The sequence below is a fragment of the Bradyrhizobium sp. 187 genome, from assembly GCF_023101005.1.
GTDB lineage: Bacteria > Pseudomonadota > Alphaproteobacteria > Rhizobiales > Xanthobacteraceae > Bradyrhizobium > Bradyrhizobium canariense_D.
The window spans coordinates 6,297,056-6,318,789 of the sequence record NZ_CP064693.1; the positions used below are offsets into that span (position 1 = coordinate 6,297,056).

The 21,734-nt window shown below is 62.1% G+C and carries 21 protein-coding genes; 9 read left to right on the forward strand and 12 right to left on the reverse strand.

Going from position 1 to position 21,734, the window contains the following annotated elements; all coding sequences use genetic code 11:
* Positions 1 to 3,117 carry a DEAD/DEAH box helicase gene (locus IVB19_RS30415; RefSeq protein ID WP_247820485.1) on the reverse strand — a complete coding sequence of 1,039 codons (3,117 nt, stop codon included), beginning with the start codon at positions 3,115 to 3,117 and terminating at the stop codon, positions 1 to 3.
* Here IVB19_RS30415 and IVB19_RS30420 point away from each other — a divergent pair.
* Positions 3,116 to 3,346: a hypothetical protein gene (locus IVB19_RS30420; RefSeq protein WP_247820486.1), complete on the forward strand. Its 231-nt coding sequence runs from the start codon at positions 3,116 to 3,118 to the stop codon at positions 3,344 to 3,346. The genes IVB19_RS30415 and IVB19_RS30420 overlap by 2 nt on opposite strands.
* Before the next feature lie 159 nt (positions 3,347 to 3,505).
* Here IVB19_RS30420 and IVB19_RS30425 read toward each other — a convergent pair whose 3' ends face one another.
* Positions 3,506 to 3,766 carry a hypothetical protein gene (locus tag IVB19_RS30425; protein WP_007595982.1) on the reverse strand — a complete coding sequence of 87 codons (261 nt, stop codon included), beginning with the start codon at positions 3,764 to 3,766 and terminating at the stop codon, positions 3,506 to 3,508.
* A gap of 121 nt (positions 3,767 to 3,887) precedes the next feature.
* Here IVB19_RS30425 and IVB19_RS30430 point away from each other — a divergent pair, with 121 nt between their 5' ends.
* The gene (locus IVB19_RS30430) at positions 3,888 to 4,619 is read left to right on the forward strand and encodes a DUF3750 domain-containing protein (RefSeq protein WP_018453922.1); all 732 of its coding nucleotides are present in this window, start codon (positions 3,888 to 3,890) and stop codon (positions 4,617 to 4,619) included.
* Positions 4,620 to 4,902: 283 nt separating this feature from the next.
* On the opposite strand, the gene IVB19_RS30435 is transcribed toward IVB19_RS30430, so the two are convergent.
* The 7 genes from IVB19_RS30435 to IVB19_RS30465 form a co-directional block, all read right to left on the reverse strand.
* Complete coding sequence (locus IVB19_RS30435; protein WP_085394208.1) at positions 4,903 to 5,190, reverse strand: DUF2934 domain-containing protein; 288 nt, start codon at positions 5,188 to 5,190, stop codon at positions 4,903 to 4,905.
* A gap of 268 nt (positions 5,191 to 5,458) precedes the next feature.
* Complete coding sequence (locus IVB19_RS30440; protein ID WP_018453920.1) at positions 5,459 to 5,620, reverse strand: DUF2934 domain-containing protein; 162 nt, start codon at positions 5,618 to 5,620, stop codon at positions 5,459 to 5,461.
* 336 nt (positions 5,621 to 5,956) lie between these two features.
* Positions 5,957 to 6,613, reverse strand: a complete 657-nt coding sequence (locus tag IVB19_RS30445; protein ID WP_247820487.1) for a hypothetical protein — start codon at positions 6,611 to 6,613, stop codon at positions 5,957 to 5,959.
* Positions 6,614 to 6,627: 14 nt separating this feature from the next.
* The gene (locus IVB19_RS30450) at positions 6,628 to 7,122 is read right to left on the reverse strand and encodes a type II 3-dehydroquinate dehydratase (RefSeq protein WP_247820488.1); all 495 of its coding nucleotides are present in this window, start codon (positions 7,120 to 7,122) and stop codon (positions 6,628 to 6,630) included.
* A gap of 34 nt (positions 7,123 to 7,156) precedes the next feature.
* Entirely contained in the window at positions 7,157 to 8,437 is a 1,281-nt protein-coding gene (locus tag IVB19_RS30455) for a TRAP transporter large permease (RefSeq protein WP_247820489.1), read from the reverse strand.
* A 58-nt stretch (positions 8,438 to 8,495) separates the two neighbouring features.
* Positions 8,496 to 9,005, reverse strand: a complete 510-nt coding sequence (locus IVB19_RS30460) for a TRAP transporter small permease (protein ID WP_247820490.1) — start codon at positions 9,003 to 9,005, stop codon at positions 8,496 to 8,498.
* Positions 9,006 to 9,080: 75 nt separating this feature from the next.
* Complete coding sequence (locus IVB19_RS30465) at positions 9,081 to 10,097, reverse strand: TRAP transporter substrate-binding protein (protein ID WP_018453915.1); 1,017 nt, start codon at positions 10,095 to 10,097, stop codon at positions 9,081 to 9,083.
* A gap of 227 nt (positions 10,098 to 10,324) precedes the next feature.
* Here IVB19_RS30465 and IVB19_RS30470 point away from each other — a divergent pair, with 227 nt between their 5' ends.
* The 4 genes from IVB19_RS30470 to IVB19_RS30485 all read left to right on the forward strand — a co-directional run bounded on the left by IVB19_RS30470 (position 10,325) and on the right by IVB19_RS30485 (position 14,614).
* Positions 10,325 to 10,984, forward strand: a complete 660-nt coding sequence (locus tag IVB19_RS30470) for a GntR family transcriptional regulator (protein WP_026232625.1) — start codon at positions 10,325 to 10,327, stop codon at positions 10,982 to 10,984.
* A 58-nt stretch (positions 10,985 to 11,042) separates the two neighbouring features.
* A complete protein-coding gene (locus IVB19_RS30475; protein WP_247821726.1) occupies positions 11,043 to 11,942 on the forward strand; it encodes an SMP-30/gluconolactonase/LRE family protein in 900 nt (299 codons plus the stop codon).
* A 968-nt stretch (positions 11,943 to 12,910) separates the two neighbouring features.
* Positions 12,911 to 13,840, forward strand: coding sequence for a non-homologous end joining protein Ku (ku, locus tag IVB19_RS30480; protein WP_247820491.1), 930 nt, complete (start codon positions 12,911 to 12,913; stop codon positions 13,838 to 13,840).
* A gap of 45 nt (positions 13,841 to 13,885) precedes the next feature.
* Positions 13,886 to 14,614, forward strand: coding sequence for a DUF72 domain-containing protein (locus IVB19_RS30485; protein ID WP_247820492.1), 729 nt, complete (start codon positions 13,886 to 13,888; stop codon positions 14,612 to 14,614).
* 105 nt (positions 14,615 to 14,719) lie between these two features.
* On the opposite strand, the gene IVB19_RS30490 is transcribed toward IVB19_RS30485, so the two are convergent.
* Positions 14,720 to 14,989, reverse strand: coding sequence for a hypothetical protein (locus tag IVB19_RS30490; protein ID WP_018453910.1), 270 nt, complete (start codon positions 14,987 to 14,989; stop codon positions 14,720 to 14,722).
* A gap of 633 nt (positions 14,990 to 15,622) precedes the next feature.
* On the opposite strand from IVB19_RS30490, the gene IVB19_RS30495 reads away from it, so the two are divergent.
* The 3 genes from IVB19_RS30495 to IVB19_RS30505 all read left to right on the forward strand — a co-directional run bounded on the left by IVB19_RS30495 (position 15,623) and on the right by IVB19_RS30505 (position 19,373).
* Entirely contained in the window at positions 15,623 to 17,320 is a 1,698-nt protein-coding gene (locus IVB19_RS30495; RefSeq protein WP_247820493.1) for a site-specific integrase, read from the forward strand.
* A gap of 1,059 nt (positions 17,321 to 18,379) precedes the next feature.
* On the forward strand, positions 18,380 to 18,598 hold the full coding sequence (locus tag IVB19_RS30500) for a hypothetical protein (RefSeq protein WP_247820494.1): 219 nt from the start codon (positions 18,380 to 18,382) through the stop codon (positions 18,596 to 18,598).
* A gap of 88 nt (positions 18,599 to 18,686) precedes the next feature.
* Entirely contained in the window at positions 18,687 to 19,373 is a 687-nt protein-coding gene (locus IVB19_RS30505; RefSeq protein WP_247820495.1) for a FadR/GntR family transcriptional regulator, read from the forward strand.
* A gap of 27 nt (positions 19,374 to 19,400) precedes the next feature.
* Here the strand turns inward: IVB19_RS30505 and IVB19_RS30510 are convergent, their stop codons facing one another.
* Both IVB19_RS30510 and IVB19_RS30515 read right to left on the reverse strand, forming a co-directional pair.
* Complete coding sequence (locus IVB19_RS30510) at positions 19,401 to 20,582, reverse strand: alpha-hydroxy acid oxidase (RefSeq protein WP_247820496.1); 1,182 nt, start codon at positions 20,580 to 20,582, stop codon at positions 19,401 to 19,403.
* A 43-nt stretch (positions 20,583 to 20,625) separates the two neighbouring features.
* A complete protein-coding gene (locus tag IVB19_RS30515) occupies positions 20,626 to 21,732 on the reverse strand; it encodes an alpha/beta hydrolase family protein (RefSeq protein ID WP_247820497.1) in 1,107 nt (368 codons plus the stop codon).
* Positions 21,733 to 21,734 lie beyond the last annotated feature (2 nt).

Sequence of the window (21,734 nt, forward strand, 5' to 3'; positions counted from 1 at the left end):
CTAGCCGTCCAGCAGGTCGAGAAACTCCTCGACCCGGCTGAACGGATCCTGGTCGCGGCGGCCGGCGTGAACAACGCGGTCGCCGTCGCGCTGCAGCGCTCCCGTCTGCGACTTCGCCCTCGATTTCCGTAGTCGCCCCGGCAGGAACGTCGCGGCGACGGCCTCGGGCCCGACATCGAGCCTGACGATACCGCGCCGCTTGCAATCGATCCGCAGCCGGGCGGAGGCGAAGAAGTCGCGGGCCTCCGGCGGCAGCCTGCCGAAACGACGCGAGATCTCCTCCTCCAGATCTTCCAGATCGTCGTCGCTCCGGCACCTGGCAGCGCGCCCATAGATCTCGAGCCGGACCGCCTCGGATTGCACGTAGCCTTCAGGCAGCATGTCGGCGAGCGGCATATTGAGATCGGGCACCCACAGATCGGCCCCGGTATCGCTGCCTCGCTCGGACGCGCGCTTCAGCAGATGACTGTAGAGCACCGGTCCGAACACCTGGACATGCCCGGACTGCTGTTCCGAGAACAGATCGCCGGCGCCCCTGAGGTCGAGGTCGCGCTCGCTGATCGCAAAGCCGGCCCCGGGCTTGCTGAACTCCTCCAGTACCGCCAGGCGCTTCTCGGACTGCTCCGAGGTCGATTCCGTCAGCAGATGAGCAAAAGCGCGCGTGCCGCCGCGTCCCACCCGTCCCCTGAGCTGATGCAGCTGCGCAAGCCCGAACTTTTCGGGCCAGCACACCACGATGGTGTTCGCGCGCGGAATATCGAGACCGCTTTCCACGATATTGGTCGCCAGCAGTACGTCCGCCTCGCCATCGACGAAACTCATCATGCGATCGTCGATCTCGTCCACGGGCAGTCTGCCGTGAAGACAGACGATGCGCAGCTCCGGCGCCACCGATTGCACCCGCGCCAGCATCGGCTCCAGATCCTGGATGCGTGGGCAGATCAGGAAGCTCTGACCGTGCCGCCTGCGCTCGCGGAGCAGCGCTGCGGCAATGGCAGCATCGGACAGCGGCGCGATCCTGGTCACGATGGGAAGGCGATGAACCGGCGGCGAGGCGATCACGCTAAGATCCCTGAAGCCGGCAAGACCCGCCGCGAGCGTGCGCGGGATCGGCGTGGCGCTCATCCACAGCGAATGGGCACCCTTGGCGAGGCCTGAAAGCTTCGCCTTCTCGGCCGCTCCGAAGTGCTGCTCTTCGTCGATGATGACGAGGCCGAGGTCGGCGAACTTCACGTCCTTTGCCGCAAGCGCCTGCGTGCCGACCACGACTTTCAGCGTGCCGCGCCGCAGCCCTTCCTTGGTCTCTCGCGTCTCCGGGCCTGAACTGGCTCGTGACAGGCTTCCCACCTCGATGCCGAGAGGGCCGAACCGCTTGCGGAAGGTTTCGACATGCTGCCGCGCCAGCACGGTCGTCGGCGCCGCGATCGCCACCTGTTTGCCGGACAGCGCCACTGCGGCCGCCGCCCGCAGCGCGACCTCGGTCTTGCCGAAGCCGACGTCACCGCAGATCACCCTGTCCATGGGGTGGCCCGCCGCAAGATCGTCGAGGACGTCTTGAATCGCCTGGGCCTGGTCCACTGTCGTGAAATAGGGGAACCGGGCGACGAATTTTTCGTAAGCTGGCCCCGGCGGCACCAGTTTGGGTGCACGACGGCGGAGGCGCTGGCTGATGTGTTTGGCGAGCGCCTTGGCGGCGACCTGGATTTCCGCTTCCGCCTCGGTGCGCCGCGCCCACCAGCTGCTGCCGTCCGCCTTGTCCAGCGTCAGCTTCCCGGGCTCGCCGGCATAAGGCCAGATCACGGCAAGATCGGAGGGCGGTACGAGCACGGCATTGTCGCCCGCGAATTTGAGCCTGATCATCTCGCGTCGCGATCCCTTGCCCATATCCAGGGTCTGCAAGCCATCGAGCACGGCGAGCCCGCGTTGCAGATGGACGATAGCGGCGCCCTTTTCCGGCACGTCGGGATGATCGAAAGCCGGATTCCAGGCGCGCGCCATCGGCTGCGGATGATGGGCTCGGCTGCCGAGCACGTCGGACGCGGTCACGACGACGAGCGGCTTGCGGCCGGCGCCAATGAACCCCGCGTCGAAATCGGCCAGCAGCGCGCCTTCGCGGCTCCGTGCCTTCGTCACCTCGCTCCAATCGGCCAGGCGCTCCGCCTTGATGCCGCTCATGCGCTCCATCGCGCGAAGGTCGTCCTCGACGGCCGCGACGAACAGCAGCCGCGATCCGCCGCGCTGCATGTCGGCGACGAAGGCGCGAAGCGCCTTGCGAGGCGAGGCCAGCTTCGAGAACTCTGGCGTCGAGATGAAGGCCGCCTTGCGCGGCAGCACGCTGACGCGCTTCTTCAGCTGCTTCCAGTCCGCCTGCCCCAGATATTCGCGTTCCGCATCCCTGCGGCCGGCAGCGTCTTCGATCGTGCCCAGCCAGCTCTCGGCGTGAGCCGATACCCCGGCATCCGCGATCCATCGCGCGCGGCTGCAATAATCAGGCAGTGTCGCCCGCTGTCCGCGCGTAGCTCCCAGAGCGATCCGCTCGGACATGGGATCTATCATCAATTCCGGGGTCTCGTAGACGACCTCGTGCTCGATGGGATCAACCGCGACGATCTTGCGGATCGTGTCGCCGGAATGCTCGATCCGGAAGGGAGCGAGCGCGCCGGCGGGAAACACTTCAAACGTCTTGCCGTGGAACAGGACGCCGCCCGGATACTCCGCCTCTTCGTCGAGATCGTAGCCGAGAGCTTCCAGCCGCGTCTCCAGCTCGGTCTCGGAATATGGCGCGCCCACCTTCAGCGTGAGGCTGGACCGCGACCAGCTCGCCGGCAGCGGCAGCCGTTCCATGATGGCTTCCGCAGTCGACACCAGGAAGACGGGCTTCTTCGCCTTGGCGAGACGCCGCAGCACCGAACTGCGCCGGCCCGCGATCTCGCGGGATGGCTCGAGGCCGTCGAAGGGCAGCGTGTTCAGGCGCGGAAACACCAGCACGTCGACCGAGGGATCGAGGGCGTGGATCACGCCGCCCAGCCGCTCCGCCCTGCTCTCGTCGTCGCAGAGGAAGACGAGGCCGTCGCGGCCGGACTTCTCCCACTGCTCGAGCAGATGCAGCGCCAGCATGCCGAGCGGCGATGAGGAGGCGACCGCGGAACGCGAGGCGCTCTTGTCCGGGCGCTTGCTTGTCGAGCTGGTACTTTTCGAACTCTTGCTTTTCGAACTCGTGCTTTTCGCGCTCTTGCTTATCGAGCCTATGCTTTTCGAGCTCTTGCTTTTTGTCTTTATCGCGCCGGCGGTGGCCCGGGCTTTGCTGGTGGGCGCCAATGTGTATCCAACTTTGTTTCGCAAATAGAGGCGAGCGACGACGAGCCCTCCCGTCGAGCTCCGTCGATAACGCGCCTCGGGCTTGAGCGCCCACTGACGTCATTACAATTTTGCAATTGCGTTGAAAAGCAGAGACAGGGGGCAAAGGCAAGCGGCCTGAACGGGCAGAAGGCTAACGGGCAGGCGGCTATTGCAGGACCTTCGGCAGCACCACGACCACGTCCACGCTCTGCGCGAGGATGTGCGTGGCGACCACAGCGAGCTGGTGCGAGAACTCGTCCTCGATCTCGGCCGCGCAGTCTTCGTCGCTGGCAATGGCAAACAGCAGATTGCCGTCGATTTCGTCGAACCGGATGCCGGCGAAGAGGCGATCGAAAATCTCGGCGCCCGCGATGTACGCGATTCGCGCCTGGATGGCCTGGTCCTCGACGAGCGACAACTTCCTCATGGACGCAACATATGGCCGCACCATCCGAATGCAAGAGCAGGAGAGCGCTGGCGCGGCGTGCCTTGCGAACTATATTGGTGGCATCGTCCCGCCTGATCGCCGTTTGCCCTTGAGGAAATCCTTGATTCTGTTCCTGCTGCTGATCTTCCTGCCGATCGGCGTGTCGGCCGGCCGCTATTATTTGCGCGGCGACGGCCGCGGCAATTGGCAGACGGCGGATCGCTCCAGCGCCGGCCTGCTGCCGCCCGCATCGGCCAATCCGGATGCGCTGATCCGAGTGTTCGCGGCGCGCACCGTGCGCTGGCGCAGTATTTTTGCCGTCCACACCTGGATCGTCGTCAAGGAGAAGGGCGCCACAACCTATAGCCGATACGACTACACGGCCTGGGGCGACCCTGTTCGCAGCAACGGCTTTCCGCCCGACGGCCGCTGGTTCGGAGCCCTCCCGGAAACGGTGGTCGCCGTCGATGGCGCGCGGGCCGAAGCGCTGATTCCGAAGATCCGTGCCGTCATCGAGAATTACAAGTTCCGCGCCTATGGCGACTACAGCGCCTGGCCGGGACCGAATTCCAACACCTTCGTGCAGGCGGCGCTGGATGCTGTTCCCGAGCTGCGTGCCGTGCTGCCGCCGACCGCTATCGGCAAGGACTTTCCCTACAGCGGACGCTGGGCCGGCATCACGGCGTCCGGCACCGGGCTCTACGCCTCGCTGTCGGGCTATCTCGGCATGACCATCGGCTGGGTCGAAGGGGTCGAGATCAATTTCCTCGGCGCGGTGCTCGGCCTCGACATCCGCCGCCCCGCGCTGAAGCTTCCAGGCATAGGCCGCCTCGGTGTCGCGGCCGGCGCATAGGCCAATGACGGGGCAGTCCCATCAAAGTCGGTGCCCTCGCAAGCTTCCCGACATCGTCCTTCCAATGTGTGCTTCAGGTCACAGCAGAATCGAGCGTCTTGGCCTAGAATGAACTTGCATGGCCGCAAACAAGGTAACGGCGGTACGCATGAGGCTGGAGAGGCGACCAACAGCTACGAACTTTTGAAGCCGCCCGGGTGAAGAGCTCGGCGGCTTTTTCTCTGTCCAGGAACGCGCGGCCGAGCTTGTTCGCTGCCGATGTGGCTACCGGCAGCGCCAGCTACTATCGTTTGTCTGAGGAGTCCGAAAGCTTCCGCTGATCGCGCTCTTCTTCGATCTGCCGTTCCGCTTCGACCCAGAACTCCACATCGCGATCGGCCGGGCGACCGGCCTGCTCCCAGAGCTCGTACGCGCGCGCTCGTACCTTGCCGCGCCGCATCATGCGAAGGAGCTTTTGCTTCAGCTCCTCGGCGAAACTCCTGAATCGCTGGACGGTGGTTTCGTCTTTAACGAGCGCAGCCGCTCGCGTTGCGAGTTCGATCTGGTGCTCTATCTTTTGCTGCTCATCCACCGCAAACCCCGCCGTAGCCACCGGCCTGCGTCGCAGCCCGTGCTGCTCACAACCTCAATTCCTGCTGGAAGGCTTCTGTTCCGCCTTCAATGCCAGGTCGTGTCAGCTTCGACGATCACCACTCTTGTTTCGGGATCTTCCGTCGTGTTGCAGGTGCAGGGCATGCCCTCACCACAGCGGCAGCCGCCCAATTCCTCGCTCCAGGCGCGGAGCGGATGGTTTACGCAGACCCATCCCAGACCGTGGCAGAATGGGCAGCCCTTGTTGGTCACAGCGTATCCGGCGTCCGCATGGGGTTCGACTTGTCCTCGTTGCGCAACTCCTGCTCGGCCGCGTGCCAGAACTCGTCCTCGCGGCCTTCCGGCTTGCCCGCCTGTTCCCACAAGCGGTGCGCGCGTTCTCTGATGTCGTGATCGGTCGGCTCCGGCATTGCATCTCCTGCGAAGAGACACGGCCCCACCCTGGGGGGTATGGGGGCTTGGAGGCGGGGCCGTGCAGGCCAGCAAATCGGCGGCGACGCTGGCCCGCTGAGTCAAGCCTCGATGGTGCGCAAGAGTTCCTAGCCCGGAGCAGCGAACACGCGAGCTCGAACGAAGCCCGCTCTCGCCGCCTTTTACAGGCCCCGGGATGGAGCGGTGCACCCCTGACGCGGAGCGTTCCTCAGGTATCGGGATGCCACGTCAGCCAGCAATCCAGACGACTCTGACGTCGGGCAGCAGGCGGCGCAAGCTCGAGCAAGTCACCGCGGCGAGCGAGAACGTTGTCATCAGCCGAAATCCGCGATACGGGCCTCGAGCGCGAACATGCTTTGATAAACTTCCGGCTCGCTCGCCCCGGCCATGACGTCGGGGGCAATTTCCGCGGCTTTCCCCAAGGCGGCCTGCAGCGACGAGACGTCGAGCGCCTCGATCAGCAAAAGCCCGGCGAAAAAGCCCTCGTTCTTCCGCATGCCCTTCTCGGTCGTCCGCACCGACGTCCGCGCTTCGTCGGTCGCACCGATCTGCACCGCGGCAATCCCGTCGCACGCAACGAGCGCCTGAGCGAGACCCTGGGGATCCTTCGGCAGCGTTTCGATCCGGAGCGCCACGATCGATGCGCCCTCGCCCCGCCCTGCTCGCGCGATCATGACGCCCCCGCCCCGCATGAAATTGCCGAGCTTCGGCATGATGCGCCGGGACCACAGCGTCGGTGCGTTGAGGCGCGCCAGATAGGCCTCGCCGTCGAGGACCTCCGGCGTCTCCAGCTCATACAGAATGAAGAAGCGGTTGATGTCGTCCCTTGCCGCGCGGAAGACACGCGATGCCAGGAAGCCCTTCGTCGTCACGCGCTCGGTCGTGTGCTCACGCGTCAGCCAGTGCCGGTAGTCGGTCAGGTCGTGAGCCTCGACGTCGCTCCAGATGGCGAGAAATCCCGTGCCGCGCATCCCGCCCTCCATGCCTACGCCTTGCCGCCGGCCGCAAGCCCGTGCAGAGCCGGTGCGATGGTCGCAGGCAATTGCCCTAGCCGTTGGACCGCCGCGAGCATCGCGGCGAGATAACCATAGGAACCCAGGCCGCAAATGACTGCCGTGGAGGCGCTCGACGTGATCGAGTGGCGGTGCAGCTCGTCCCGCGCGTGGATGTTCGAGATGTGCACCTCGATCTTCACGCCCTCGAAAATCTTCAGTGCATCGATCAGCGCAATCGAGGTGAATGAGTAGGCCGCGGGATTCATGATGATGGCGTCCGCAGTGCCATGGGCCGACTGGATCAGGCTGACGAGTTCGCCTTCCATGTTCGATTGATGGAACGACATCGAAACGCCGAGCTGGTCGGCCAGCGCGCGGCAGCTCGCCTCGATCTCATTGAGCGTCGTCGAGCCGTAGATGTGGGGCTCGCGGATGCCGAGGAAATTGAGATTGGGTCCGTTGAGGATCATGATTTTAGTGGCCATTTTTGTCCCTCTTGTCCTGTGCGAAGCTAAGCGACTAGCCGCCGAACCATTTTGCCGGGATCGTCACCAATCCCGGGAATAGCACCATCGCGAACAGGACGATCAGTTGCGCGATCATGAAAGGCCAGACGCCCTTGACGATATCCTCCATGCTGATCCTGGAGACGCCGCAAACCACATTCAGCACGATACCGACCGGCGGCGTGATCAAGCCTATGGCATTGTTGATGATGAAGAGCACGCCGAAATAGACGGGATCGATGCCCGCCGCCTTGACGATCGGCATCAGGATCGGCGTCAGGATGAGGATGGTGGGCGTCATGTCGAGGGCCGTTCCCACGATCACCACAACGACCATGATCGCCAGCATCAGCAGCGTATTGTTGCCCATGAAGGGCTTCAGCAGGGTGACGATCTGTGCCGAAATCTCGGAGACGGTGATGAGCCAGGACGATACCAACGCCGCCGCGACCAGGAACATCACGATGCTCGTCGTCACGGCAGAGGAGACGAAGATCGCGTAGAGCTGCGACAGTTTCAGCTCGCGATAGACGCAGGTCGCCACGAACAGCGAGTAGACAGCGACGACCACCGCGGCTTCCGTCGGCGTGAAGATGCCGAAGCGCAGGCCGACCACGATGATGAGCGGCAGCATCAGCGCCCAAAAGCCGTCGACGACCGCTTTCACCATCTCCGAGAGCGACGCTCTTGGCGGGGGCGTCAGGTTCTCTTTCCGCACCACCCACGCCCAGGCCAGACAGAGCCCTGCGCCGAGCAGCAGCCCGGGGACGATGCCAGCCAGAAACAGTTTCGAGATCGAGACGCCCGCGGCGACGCCGAAGATGACGAAGCCGATGCTGGGCGGGATGACGGGAGCAATGATGCCGCCCGCCGCCACGAGGCCCGCCGCATAAGACTTCTTGTGCCCCGCCGCCACCATCATGGGCACCAGAAGGGCCGCGAGCGCCGCGGCATCGGCAGCCGCCGAGCCGGACAGCGACGCGAGGATGCAGGAGGCAAGGATCGTGACGTAGCCGAGCCCGCCACGGAAATGCCCGACGGCGACCAGCGCGACATTGACGATACGCTTGGCTAGCCCACCCTTGTTCATGACCTCGCCGGCGAGCATGAAGAAGGGAATGGCCATGAGCGGAAAGCTGTCCGCGCCGTTGATGACGTTCTGCGCCACGATCTGCGCGTCGAACATGTCGATCGTGCTCATCAGGGCCACGCCGCAGACGATCAGCGCAAAGGCGATCGGCATGCCCAGCGCCATGGCGCCCAGCAGCGAGAGGGTGAAGACGGCGACCGTCATGACGCGATCCCGGTGGATTGCTGGACGTAAGCGCCGCCTGACATGGTTCGATGAGACATCAGTGCTCTTCCGATTCCTTGACGGCCACCATGTCGGATTCGCTGGCCTGTCCCGTGAGCACGCGGACGAGGTCGTAGAGAAGGATCACTGCGGCGGACACGCCGAAGACCACGCCCACTGCGTAGAAGATAGCCATCGACAGGCCGGTGGCCGGCGCGCGGTCCTCGATGTTGATGATGGTCTGGCGCCAGCTTCCCGAAAGCAGCAGCCAGTCGGCAAACAGCATCAGGCAATAGTTGATGACGAAGCAGATGCGCTTGCCCGAGGCCGGCAGCATCCGGACGAGGGTGTCGACGCCGAGATGGGCGTGCTCGCGAAGCGCCACGATTGCGCCGAGGAAGGTCAACCAGACCAGCAGCCAGCGCGACAACTCCTCCGAAATCGTGATTCCGGAGTTGAAGCCGTAACGCAGGACAACGTTGCCGAACACCAGCACCACCATCACCGCAAGACATGCGGCGATGATGCCCTTCAGCAGGGTGCAATAGAGGTCGAGAATTCGCGCCATGCGTGCGGTCCGGGCAAAGTCGGGTTCAGAGCGGCCGACTGGCCGGCTCTGCCTCTTGCATGCTGACGAGGTCGACTATTTCACGTCCTTGCGGATGCGGTCGAGCTCGTCGTTGAACAGCTTGACCGCCTCCGGCTTGAGATTGGCGGCAATCTTGTCGACCACCGGCTGCGCCGTCTTGCGCATGCGATCGAGCTCTTCCGGCGCGACGGTGTTGTACTGCATGCCCTTCGCCTGCAATTCAGAGAGGGCCTTTTCGGTCTGAAGGCGGGTCTGCTCCTTTTGATAGCCTCGGCTTTCCTCATACGCCTCGCGCATCAGGCGCTGCTCGGTCGGCGAGAGCTTGTCCCAGAACGCCTTGCTCACCAGGATAATGTTCAGGGTGAAGGTGTGATTGGTGGCGGAAACGTATTTTTGCACTTCGTAGAACTTGTTGGAGAGAATGACCGTGAAGGGGTTCTCCTCGCCATCGACGGTGCGCGTCTCCAACGCCGAATAGAGTTCGCCGAAGGCCATCGGAACGGGATTGGCCTTGAAGGATCCGAAGGTCTCGAGATAGACCGGGTTCGGAATGACGCGGAGCTTGAGGCCGTTGAAATCCTCGACCTTGGTGATCGGCCGCGTGCTGTTGGTGACGTTGCGGAAGCCGAGGCCCCAATAGCCCAGACCGATCAGCCCCTTCGACGGCAACGTATCGAGCATCGACGTGCCGAACTTGCCGGTCCCGAGAGCATCCGCCTGCTCGATGGTCTTCACGATGAATGGAAAGTCGATGAGGCCGAACTCCGGCACGACGGTTGCGAGCGACGTCGTTGAGGCCGACAGCATTTCCTGCGTGCCGCCGCGTAGCGCGGATTGCTGCTGCAGCTCGTTGCCGAGTTGCGAGGCCGCGAACTCACGAATCTTCATCTTGCCCCCGCTCTTCGCCAGCAGGATCTCCGCAAATTTCTGCACTCCCGCGCTGACGGGGTGATCGGTGTTGTTCAGGTGTCCCCACCTGATCGTGCGCTCCTGAATGTCCTCAGCGGATGCACCGACCGTCAGCGCCACGCAGATCGCCGTCGCAGACAGCGCCCGTACCAACAAGCTCATTTTGACCTCCCTGTTCGATCGGGGCACGACGGCGGCTCGAGCCATTCTTTTCTGCACCCTCAGGTCAATCAAAAAACATAACTACATTTCTCGGTCAAATGATAAATCTCTGTTCATCTGAGATTTTCGAATACATCTGTTGTTATGGATTTGCTATATTGCTGGTAACATTGATGGTTCGGCCGCCCACCACGGGGCGTTGCGCGCATATTGCGGGATCGGAGAGCATGACGTCACTCGAGGGGCGCCCCTTGTCGGCGGGCGACAGCGGTTATCAGCGGATTCGATCTGACATCATTTTCGGCGTGCTGACGCCGTCCGGACGTCTCAAGCTCGACGCCATGAAGGAGGACTACGGCGTCAGCATCTCCACGCTGCGCGAGATCCTCAATCGTCTGACCTCCGAGGGATTCGTGGTCGCGGAGGGCCAGCGCGGCTTCGAGGTGGCGCCGATATCCATCCAGAACCTGCGTGAACTCGCCGGTCTGCGCATCCTGCTGGAGCAGCATGCAATGGCCGAGTCGTTTCGTGCCGGCGACGTCGAGTGGGAGGGCCGCGTGGTGTCCGCGCATCACAAGCTGGCGGCCACCGAACGCACCGTCCTCAAGGAGGGGGACGATCCCGAGCTGCGCAAACGCTACGACGGCGAATTCCACCAGGCTCTCATCTCGAGTTGCGGCTCGCGCGAGCTGATGCAGACCCACGCGATCGTGTTCGACAAATATTTCCGCTATGCGCTGCGCTACCGCGGCGCGGAGACGATCAACCAGCACAAGGCGCTGCTCGAATGCGCCCTCAAGCGCGACATCAAAGGCGCCAAAACCGTGCTTACCGACCACATCAACGGGTGCGTCGCGCACGCCCTCGCCTCCTGGAACGAGGATTGATCGTCCGCGGCCTGACGTCGTTCGGAGAGAGCGCTCGTTGCTGCAATCGGATTTCGGGATGACTCCTGACATGATTCCCGCGCATCGGGTCGAGACCGCGGTCGCCACAGGCGACATCCTCGGCGAGACGCCATTGTGGTGCGACAGCTCCCGCAAGCTGTGGTGGGTCGACATCGACCGGCGGCTGCATCAATCGTTCGATCCGGCGACAGGCGCGCATCAGGTTATTCCGCACGCATGCAACTTCCTCGGCAGTCAGGCCTTGACGGCGGATGGCTCCCACCTGCTCGCGCAGGATCTGAGGCTTTATCGCCGCGCGTTCGATGACGATCCTCCAGGTCAGCTCTGCGAGGTCGAAAGCGGCCTCGACAATCGCCTGAACGACGGGCGCGTCGACGCGCGGGGCCGGCTGTGGATCGGCACCATGGACAACCAGCTGCATCGGCCGAACGGAGCGCTGTATCGGGTGGACGCGGACGGCCGGACAACGCGCATGTTCGGCGATGTCATCGTGACGAACGGCATCGCGTTCTCGCCCGACAATCGCACGCTCTACTTCACGGACACGAGGCGTTACCGCACCTGGCAGTTCGACTTCGATCTCGATGACGGCGCGATTAGCAACAGACGGCTGTTCGCGGATTACAGCGCCTCCGGCGAGAGGCCCGACGGCGCGTGCATCGACGCTGCGGGCGGACTGTGGACCGCATTCTTCTCCGGCGGCCGGGTGGTGCGCTATCGGCCGGACGGCCGGATCGATACCGTCATTCCGGTGCCGGCGACCAATCCGACCTGCGTATGCTTCGGCGGAGCCGATCTGAAGACCCTGTTCGTGACGACGGCGAGAAAGTTTCTTGATCGCGAGCAACTGGGCCGCGAACCCCAGGCGGGTCATGTTCTGGCCATTGATGGCATTGCACAGGGACTTCCAGAGCATCGCTTCGGCAATTCATCCTGAGCGCCTGCCACCGAGACGTCGCGGCAGATGACGCGACCAGGCATTCAAACAGCGGACATGATTTCTCGTTCTCGCGGCGCGTTTCGCCCGAGCTTTGCTTCGTCACTCCGCCCTCATATCCAAGAGGGCGCAGGGAAGGCCGGGTGCCGGCTGGCACCCGCGGTCCGCTGCGCGAAAAGCACACGCAGGAAAACCGCACAGCAGCATACAGGTGTAGCCAATCACTCGGCCTTCCCTGCGCGATGGTTGGACGGCTTATGCCGTGCTCTCCCGGGAGCCGAGTTCTCTTTGGCCTCCCTCGCCTCGCGAATTTGGATGATGCTGTCTGCCCGGTTGGGCTCGCACACACCTCCGCGAAAGCTTGACCGTAGCAACGACGGCCAGGACCACACGGTTTTGCCGTACGCACGGCCCGCCATTTCGCCGCAGTTTTTCCAGCCCTGTCGACGAAGCCGAAAACTTACAGGCGAGACGAAGCCTAGCAGCGCCGCTCGTCCGCACGCGGTTGCGGGCTCACAGGGTCTACCCGCCCTGCCCGCACCATCTCGTACCGACGCTGCCGCGTCCATCGCAAGCCCGGCTCGCAATCAAGACGACAACGAGATCGGCCCTCAAGGATGAGCCGGGATGAGCGACACATACGCCGTTTCCCGAATTTCGGTAAAGTGGAATATTTTTGCGGAGAGGGATTGACGGGAGAAGGGTGTGTTGCCCGACGGGCTGGGTTGCCGCTTCCCTAGAGCAAGGGATTGGCCGTTTTCCACAGAGGTCTAATCACCGCGGAGTGCCAGGGAGTGCGTCACGATACATGTTCTTATTTTGTTCGTTGGGTTAAGACTGCCCGCCATCTATTCCGGGCGCTTGACCGGGATCTGGCATCAATTTGCGGTGGACACCTGCGGGCGGTGTCGGAACTGTGTCGCGCCGTTCGTCTTGAGTCCAAGTCCCCTTATGGAGTTTTGCGTACCATGGCCCCCCGCGCGAACTGGAAAGGCTTTTTGCGTCTCTCGTTGGTCACCTGTCCCGTGGCGCTCTACCCAGCTACGTCGGAGAGCGAGAAGATCTCCTTCAACCAGCTCAACCGTCAGACCGGTCATCGGATCAAGTACCTGAAAGTCGACGCCGACACCGGCGCCGAGGTGCCCAACGAGGACATCGTTAAGGGCTACCAGCTCGAGAAGGACCAGTTCATCGAGGTGACCAAGGAGGAGCTTGAGGAGATCGCGCTGGAATCCACGCGGACCATCGAGATCGACGAGTTCGTAGACAAGGCCGAGATCGATCCGCGCTACCTAATTCGCCCCTACTACATCCGTCCGGACGGAAAAGTCGGCCACGACGCCTTCGCGGTCATCCGCGAGACCATCCGCGAGATGAACAAGGTGGCGATCGGGCGCGTGGTGCTCACCAACCGAGAGCACATCATTGCGCTCGAGCCGATGGACAAGGGTCTGGTCGGCACCTTGCTGCGGTATCCCTACGAGGTTCGTAGCGAGCAGGAATACTTCGACGAGATCCAGGACGTCAAAGTGACGAAGGACATGCTCGATCTGGCCAGGCACATCGTGAACCAGAAGGCGGGATCATTCGAGCCGGAGAAGTTCGAGGACCATTATGAAAGCGCGCTGATCGAGCTCATCAACCAGAAGCGCACCGGCAAGCCGATCGTGCCGAAGGATCGGCCGAAAGGCGAGAACGTCGTCGATCTGATGGACGCGCTACGCAAGAGCGTCGGCGGGGCAGCAGCAAAGACCGAGGCTCCGAAAAAGCCTGCCAAGAAGACGAAGAAGGCTGCCGCGGCTCAGAAGGAGATGCTGATGCCGATCGCCGGTAAGAAGCTGGCTAAGGAAGCGGCGGCGAAGAAGCCGACAGCAGGGACGCGGCGGAAGTCGGCGTGAGATTGTGAAACATCCGGTGATGTCCGATGGCAGTTGCGGACTGACATGGAAGAGGCCGCGCATGTCAAGGCTGAGCTGCGGCTCGGCACAGCGGGATGGAATGTTCCGCGAGTCTGGAAGGAAAGAGTTGGCGGGGTAGGTAGCCAGCTTGAACGCTACGCGCGGGTGTTGAACGCCACCGAGATCAACTCATCATTTCATAAGCCGCACCGGCGTTCGACCTATGAGAAATGGGCGAACGCGACGCCAGATGATTTCCGCTTTTCGGTAAAGGTGCCGAAGTCTGTTACTCACTCGTCACAGCTTGCGCAGGGTGAACTCGATCGGTTCATCGAAGAGAGCGCCGGACTTGGTGCGAAGCTCGGGGTTTTGCTCGTTCAGTTTGCGCCTCGCAAAATGTTCGTTGAGTCCGATGCGGAGTTCCTGTTCCGCGCGCTGCAGGAAAAGACCTCAGCCGCTCTCGCGTGCGAGCCGCGTCACGTCAGCTGGTTTACGCCCGAGGTCGGCGCCTGGCTCGGGGAACGTCGGATTGCCCGTGTCGCCGCGGATCCGGCGCGGGTGCCCGATGCCGACCTGCCGGGCGGGTGGCCTAGTCTGCGCTATTTTCGATTGCATGGAGCGCCGCGCATTTACTACTCCGCGTACGACGGGGCGTTCCTGCGATCGCTGAAGCTGCGGCTCGGTGCTGCGTCGTCATCTAGTGAGACTTGGTGCATCTTCGACAACACCGCAGCCGGCGCAGCGATCGAGAACGCACTAGACTTGCTCGCTTGAAGGGCCTTTTGGTAATAGTCCGCTGATATCCCTTACGTCGTCCAAGTTTGCCGAAGGCGTTTGAGGCTCGCACGCCATTCGAGCGGCGCGACAGCGCAGGGGGACCTAATCGGGACGTGGCGGGCACTCCGGGCACGTATCGCCGATCGAATGCAAAACCTCGCGCACTTGCCCGACGGCCTGATCCGGAGATAAGCCCTCGGGTGGCTCCTGCCTGGCTATATCCAATGCGTGCTCGCGTGCATGCGGGTCGGCCCGGTCCTTCGCCCAGCCGTGCTCCTCGCATTCGTGGATGGCGCCCGCCTCCTGCAGCACGCTGAGCGCCCAGCCCCGCAGCGTTCGGATCGCCGGCCGTCTTTCCTTCGTCATCAGCATCGAGCTTGCTCCTGCCCGGACGAATCGTTGGCCCGTCTTCTCGTTCCGAGCGGTTAGCACGCAGCAGGGATTCGCAATCGGCAGAGCTGAGGTTTGTCCCCGTGTTCCGCGGCTCTGGCACGATCGCGTCGGCTGCAGCACGGCTCAGCCGTAGGGTTCTGCCCGCTAAGAAGCGGCCACGCTTCGACTCCGGGCGCTAAACCGCTAAATGTACCCCGCCGTCTTCCCCTCCGCAGCGCGTAGCTTCATGCTCGCCAGCTTGCGAATTGGTGGGACTAATGTGGTACCAAGAAAGTCTGAGGATCGCAGGTTAGCAGGAAGTGCCTGATTTTTTGGTAGCGGGAGAGGGAAACGCTACCAGACCCAAGCCAAAGCAAAATCCTTTGATTTTTCAGTACTTTGGCCGATTTGGGGTAGCGGATTTGACGGTGTTACATCTCACCTGGATGTCTCAGCCCGACCGCCTCCGGAAAGGCTGTCGTAGTGGCTCGTCCCTCCTACCTCGCCCGGCGCGGCGATGGTCGCTATTTCCTCCAGATTCGGTTGGGGAAACAGGCCGCTCAGCTCTTTGGGCTTCCCCTCCTCCGTGTCAGCCTTAGGACCGGTAACTTCAATGAGGCGAGGCGCCGGCTGGTGGACAATCTCGGATGGGTACAGGAGCTGATCGAAGCTCCCGACCTGGAAGCGTTGGGAGCCATCCTCGACGCCCGGCTGCACTCCTATGTCGAACGCGGGGCGTCGGCGGACGAGCGGCTCCTGGCCGAGCGCTGCGCCTTCGAGCACGAAGTCAGGCGCTATCTCAGCCGCGCGCAGGAGCGCGGCTATGCCTACCCACGGCGTTTCCCCCGTATGCCGGCCACCTGGGTCGACTTCGTCAACCAGAACAAGGCGGCCGAAAGCGGGATCGCTCGCCTGAACGTTCGGCGCGCCTATGAAAGCGGCCGGCAGGCGGCGGCCGAAGCGGTCAAGGAGGGCTGGACGGCGCCCGGCCCCCCGGCGACGGCGCAACCGTTCGATCCCATCGCCATGATCGATCGCCTCGTGCAGGACGCCGTCGCCCAAAGGCTTCAGCTGCTTCCAGCATCGAACGTCGGCTCGATCTCGCCCGCCCCCGAGCCTGCGGTGTCTACCCGCACCGAGGAGGCCGCCGGAACCAAGTCCTGCCGGATGTCCGACGTGCTCGCGGAGTTTCTCAAGCCGCTGGATCGCAAGCGCAAGCACACCGCCAAGGGCCGTGGTGAAGCAGCGCCGGTCATCCAATTCGCCGTCGATCTTCTAGCCGATCCCCGGATGGACGAGTTGACCGAAGCCAAGTGGAAGCAACTCGACGAGGCGCTGCCGGACATCCCCAACCGCGACAACATCCCGCGAAAATTCTCCGAGACGCTGTTCCAGCGCTACAAATACGCGGAAGCGACCAACTGGTCGAAGCTCGAGCGCGTGACCACCACGACCATCAAAAACAGGTACTGGGCGGGGCTCTATAAGTTCGTCGACTTCGCCATCGCGGAAAAGCATTACCGCGGACCGCGTCCCAAGTTCGTGTGCATCGACCCCGAAAACCTGGCCCCGCTGCCGCGCGACGCCTTCGACGATGACGAATTGCTGATGCTGTTGAAGTTGCCGCTCTTCACCGGCTGCAAGAACCGCGTGCACGTCTGGCAGCCGGGCGGATATTTCGTGCAATCGCACATCTACTGGGGCTTCTTGATCTGCATCTTGACCGGCATGAGGCCCGGCGAGGTCGGCCAGCTCAAATGCGCCGACATCCGCACCGATGGCGAGTTCTATTATTTCGACCTACGGCCGTTCGATGCCCGCAACGGACGCGTCGCAGTCAAGGATCTGCGCAATCTGAAGACGAACGCCGCCGGCCGTGTGATTCCGATCCATCCCCTTCTCATCGAGTTGGGACTGCTCGATCGGATGCAGGACTTGATGGACGGGCAGGAGGAGCGGCTCTTCCCGGAATGGGACGTCTATAAGCGGAAGGATGGCACGATCCGATGGTCGCAACCGCTCAGCAAGGCGTGGCAGTACGTGAAGACGAAGCTGAAACTCGATCGCGCCGACCTTACGCTGTATTCCACGCGGCATCTTATGGCGGACTGGCTGGACAATGAAGCGATCGCACAACGCACGCGCGACCGCATTCTCGGACACGCCAGTGACGTCCGCGGCCGCTATGGCCGCAAGGGCATCCTCGATCCGCGAATCGCGGCGAAGATCGAGGCGCTTGAACCGCCGGCAATCAAGCAAATGAGGGAAATCTTGCTCGCGGCAAAGAACCGCGCGGATGCAGGCGAGCTCACCGTGCTGAAGCCGTACTGAACTTCGAAATTCGCGGCATCGCTCTGCGATTCGAAACCCTGCCGCTCAGATTCGTAGTCTGGGCGCGGTCATTGAAATCATTGGGGTCTGTTACCGTAAGAACCACTTACCTCTGCAATTTCTCCGGCGATCCAGCTTGAGAGACAATACCCGCGCTACCATGGCGCCGGCCCGCTTTGACCCGCCTGATACTAGCTATCGAGAACGCCACTAATTGACCTACGGTTTAGGAAACCGTTTCCCAGGTAAGGAAATCAATGGGTTAGAGGTGCCGTGTTGCAGATCCGTTGCAAGGGGCTCGAGATGGCGTCGATCTCGCCCTGCTTGCGGCCCAAGTCTTGATGGCGCCGCGCAGTTTCTTCGGACTCAACGTGTTGCCACCGAAGGTCAAGGCATTGAGACAGCTAACGCCGACTCGCAAGAATCCGACTACAAATCTCGACGGCGCTCCCCGGGCCTTCGCAACTCCGCAACTGACGACCGTACGAAGATAACGTCCCGCAGGTTAGAAACTGGGAGCTGCGTCGAACTTCAACCAAGTAGACGCTGGCAATTGCGATGCACGAAATGTCAGAGACGGCTAGAGCCGACGCTCCGTCGTTGCCTGGGATTCCATCGCCCGAAAAGATGGACGCAGAGGCAAGGGTGCTAACCCGAGCCCGCTCGAACGCGCGCGTCGAAGAATTTACGTCCGTCGTGATTTTCTGCGGCTTGGGACCGCTGCTGTCCCTCGTCGCCTCCATGAGCCACGGCCTGGATCCGGCGGCCTTCTTCTGAAAGGGGCCGCCGCCAGGCAGACGAGCAAGCCCGCGCCCGTTCAGGGGCTTCGCGACGGCGCTCGCGACGTTCGCGTCGCCGCCTCGCCCGCTCGGCAGCGGTGGTACGGTGCATCCTCTTCGGCCGGCACCGTCTCCAACGCAATGCCTCATGCGGGAAAGCCCAATCCTAGCGTAGTTTCTCGGACTTGGGATTCAGCAATGCTAAACATGGGTAAGAGGTCAGAGCTCTGGCCAGTTTCCGAAGCGGACGGTCGATCAGCCTGGCAGCGGAACGCCCAATTTGGTCGAGTCCGACACTCACTCGCGCGGCGGCCTCAGCGGGCTCCTGCGCGGTGCGCAGGCGCTTGACAAACTCGGCGTAGCTTGGACGCCCACCGAAGCCAAACGAGCCTGCAATGAAGGCCGTTTGGAAGATCTTTGGGATGCCGACGATTCCCCTTGCCAGTCCGATGGTGAGTTCGCCGAGCACAAGCGCGTCGGGTCCAGCGGCTCCGCCTAATTGTTTCCGACCAATTGCCTTCCAGGTATTCGCGGGCGAAAAAAGTGCTGTATGATTGCGTCTCATTTGGCTAAGGGTGCTTGGAGCGATGTCCGACGAGAAGATCAGAGAGAATGGCCAAGAACCTCAACTGATCGACCAATTGCGGGAATGGCTCTTGGAGGTCAGACTCCCTGAAGATGGACGATTTCCTCCCGAACGAGAATTGGCAGGACAATTCGGGGTCAATCGAGCGGAGATTCGCAAAGGTCTCGCTATTCTCGAGGCCGAAGGTCTGATTTGGCGTCGTGTGGGAAAAGGGACGTTCCTCACACGAAACGTTTTGGCCGATAGCTCATTCCTGCACAGGATCGCCCCTCGCGTAAGCCCCCCCGAAGCGATGCGGGCCCGTCTCATTCTGGAGCCTGAACTTGCACGTTTAGCGGCGTTGCATGCGACCACCACCCAAATCGAAGCGATGAATGAATTGTGTGGCAAGATCAGGTTCAGCAAAACCTGGGACGAGTATGAAGAACTGGACTGGCTCTTTCACGCCCTGATCGCAGAAGCGACCAACAATACGCTGCTGACGGAACTTCAGCGGATGGTCAATGGTGTGCGGCGCATGGTCGTCTGGGGTCATCTCGATCGTACCGGCAGCGGGCCTGCGCAGAACTATCACTCCTTTGACGAGCACGATCAAATCGTGAAAGCAATCAGCCGCCGCGATCGCAAGGGTGCCGCCGAAGCGATGAAGAAACATCTGGACAAAACGGCGAGCCAGCTACTCGATTGAGGGGCGCCGTCGAAAGCACCATGGGTGCTATCGCCTTGTCCAATGGGCTGGCATTTCGAGATAGGAAGCATCCAACTGATCGATCGAGGGGCAGCCGAGGAAGGCGAGCGTCCGATCGATATCATTGCGAAGGATGGCGAGGGCACGTTGAACGCCAAGCTCTCCTCCCGCGCCCAACCCATAGAGCGATGCGCGACCAACAAGAACCGCCCGTGCTCCAAGACATATGGCCTTGACCACATCGGTACCTCGCCGGATACCGCCATCGAATACGACCTCGGCACGATTTCGAACGGCCTCAACCACTTCGGGAAGTGCCCTTAGGCTCGCCATCGAACCATCAAGCATTCTGCCACCGTGGTTCGAAACAACGATCGCGTCTGCGCCAGCTTCGACAGCGAGGCATGCGTCCTTGCCAGTTAAAACACCCTTGACGATAAGCGGGACATTCGTTCGTTGACGTAATCGGGCCACATCCGACCAGCTAAAACCCGGTGTCGGAGGTATCTTTCCCGAATACATGTCGCGAAACGAAATAATGCGCCCATCCGGTTTGACGAGATTCGGCAGTTCTAGCCGGTAGCCGCCTCGGATATGAGCCAACAGCCATGATGGCTTGAAAAGAAACTGCGGAAGATGAGGAAGGGCTTCCCAATACCTGCCGGCCGAAAGAGACGATAAGCCATGGCGAACGCTATCTTCGAACTCCGCACCTGTAGCGGTATCAACAGTCATGACTAGCGCCTGGAAATCACATCGGCCCGCCCTGTCCAATGCTGCTTCCATCACCTCACTGCCGCCGTGTGGATATATCTGGTACCAGAGCGGACTTGGTGTCGCCTTCCTCACGGCCTCCATTGCGTGCCCGCTTGTGTGCGGCACCACATAGATAGTTCCCATTGCGCCAGCAGCCCTCGCCAGAGCTGGCTCGCCCGCCGGATGGACCATCGTCGCGCCGCCGCATGGTGCTACAACGACGGGTAGCGCGAGATTCGACGAGAGCAACGTGGTCCCGAGGTTCCTCGATGAGGTGGAAACTGCAGCGCGAGGACGAAATTTCACCGCCTGGAAGGCAGCACGATTCTCTTCAAGAGTTTGGCCGCTCGAAGAGCCCGCCTTGATGAAATGATATATGACGGGAGGCAGCCGCCGGCGTGCGATCTCCTGCAAATCGCTCACCGCCACGGCTGAGCTAACGCGTCTGGTCATGACCTGGCATTCATCAACGCCCCTTCGGTATCGCAAAAACCGGCTAAGTCAGCCGGGACCTCATCCAATCCGCCACGAGCGGGCGCATGTCGGCCGTATGGTTATAAAGACAGTGAACTCCATCCGAAAACACGTGGATGGACTTGTCCCGCGAACGTGCTCTGGCAAGGATGCGTTGAGACTCCTCCACTGAAACCAACGGGTCGGAGCCCCCCTGGATAATGAGATAAGGACAGTCCAGAGTAACGGCGGAGTCATTGGGACGAACCGACGTCCAGATGGCATCGACTTCGCTATCGGCCAGATCGCCACAAAAGGCCTGCAGTTTGGCGAAGAAATTCTTGCGCTGCTTGAGGCCCAACGGATCTTCAGCCCCTCCATTGTTGCAACAAGCCGCTATTCGCTGGTCCGCCGATGCGACGAGCGTAACGAAAGACCCGCCCATGCTATTACCGAGGATGCCGATACGAGCTCCGCCGCAACGCTCCGAGAGAGCGTCGACCGCGCTCCGATAGCGTTCAATCCAATCGCGCCTCATGAAGTGGCGGTGTTCGAGCCGCGTTTCGCCTTGCCCGGGACCGTCGACAAGCAACGCTGTGATACCGCGCTCCGACAGCGCAACACCAAATGCATGGAGATCCATGGCCCAGCCCTCGATACCGCCGACGACAAGTACGCCGGCATCGGCGCGCACCGATTGACCGGCGCGGGCTGGATAAATCCAACCGACCATCGGCGGGTCGCCATCGATAAGGATCTTCTCATAACTTCCGTCGAGCTGGGCCGCCTCCAAATGAAGATCACTGGCGCGGCGCATCATGCTTCGTCTTGTGTCGCTATCCGCCAGCATGATTATTTGGCCCATGCGCAAAAGCGACGACGCACGGCGAAGAAAAGCGATCCGCGTTGCGTCCGAGACAGGCACCTTCGATTCCCTAAGGGCATCGGTCAACCTGTTCGCCAACTCCGTTGCAGCAGATGCCCAGGCCTCTCCACAGCGGACGCGTGCGCGGATCTCTGCGGCATCGGCATGGTCGCACCCGTACCCAGTCAGACGCTCGACGGAGAACTGCGCCAGCGCGTCCTGGCTTTCCTCAGTTAGATCGGCAACGGTTTCAGAGGTTAGGGACGTATACTGGTGAATAAACATCT

Excerpts from the sequence above, each read along its gene's own strand:
- IVB19_RS30420 (WP_247820486.1), top strand. The coding sequence starts at position 3,116 with ATGCCGAGCGGCGATGAGGAGGCGACCGCGGAACGCGAGGCGCTCTTG.
- IVB19_RS30415 (WP_247820485.1), bottom strand. The coding sequence starts at position 3,117 with ATGCTGGCGCTGCATCTGCTCGAGCAGTGGGAGAAGTCCGGCCGCGAC.
- IVB19_RS30425 (WP_007595982.1), bottom strand. The coding sequence starts at position 3,766 with ATGAGGAAGTTGTCGCTCGTCGAGGACCAGGCCATCCAGGCGCGAATC.
- IVB19_RS30440 (WP_018453920.1), bottom strand. The coding sequence starts at position 5,620 with ATGCCGGAGCCGACCGATCACGACATCAGAGAACGCGCGCACCGCTTG.
- IVB19_RS30445 (WP_247820487.1), bottom strand. The coding sequence starts at position 6,613 with ATGCGCGGCACGGGATTTCTCGCCATCTGGAGCGACGTCGAGGCTCAC.
- IVB19_RS30450 (WP_247820488.1), bottom strand. The coding sequence starts at position 7,122 with ATGGCCACTAAAATCATGATCCTCAACGGACCCAATCTCAATTTCCTC.
- IVB19_RS30455 (WP_247820489.1), bottom strand. The coding sequence starts at position 8,437 with ATGACGGTCGCCGTCTTCACCCTCTCGCTGCTGGGCGCCATGGCGCTG.
- IVB19_RS30460 (WP_247820490.1), bottom strand. The coding sequence starts at position 9,005 with ATGGCGCGAATTCTCGACCTCTATTGCACCCTGCTGAAGGGCATCATC.
- IVB19_RS30465 (WP_018453915.1), bottom strand. The coding sequence starts at position 10,097 with ATGAGCTTGTTGGTACGGGCGCTGTCTGCGACGGCGATCTGCGTGGCG.
- IVB19_RS30470 (WP_026232625.1), top strand. The coding sequence starts at position 10,325 with ATGACGTCACTCGAGGGGCGCCCCTTGTCGGCGGGCGACAGCGGTTAT.
- IVB19_RS30475 (WP_247821726.1), top strand. The coding sequence starts at position 11,043 with ATGACTCCTGACATGATTCCCGCGCATCGGGTCGAGACCGCGGTCGCC.
- ku (WP_247820491.1), top strand. The coding sequence starts at position 12,911 with ATGGCCCCCCGCGCGAACTGGAAAGGCTTTTTGCGTCTCTCGTTGGTC.
- IVB19_RS30485 (WP_247820492.1), top strand. The coding sequence starts at position 13,886 with ATGGAAGAGGCCGCGCATGTCAAGGCTGAGCTGCGGCTCGGCACAGCG.
- IVB19_RS30490 (WP_018453910.1), bottom strand. The coding sequence starts at position 14,989 with ATGCTGATGACGAAGGAAAGACGGCCGGCGATCCGAACGCTGCGGGGC.
- IVB19_RS30505 (WP_247820495.1), top strand. The coding sequence starts at position 18,687 with ATGTCCGACGAGAAGATCAGAGAGAATGGCCAAGAACCTCAACTGATC.
- IVB19_RS30510 (WP_247820496.1), bottom strand. The coding sequence starts at position 20,582 with ATGACCAGACGCGTTAGCTCAGCCGTGGCGGTGAGCGATTTGCAGGAG.
- IVB19_RS30515 (WP_247820497.1), bottom strand. The coding sequence starts at position 21,732 with ATGTTTATTCACCAGTATACGTCCCTAACCTCTGAAACCGTTGCCGAT.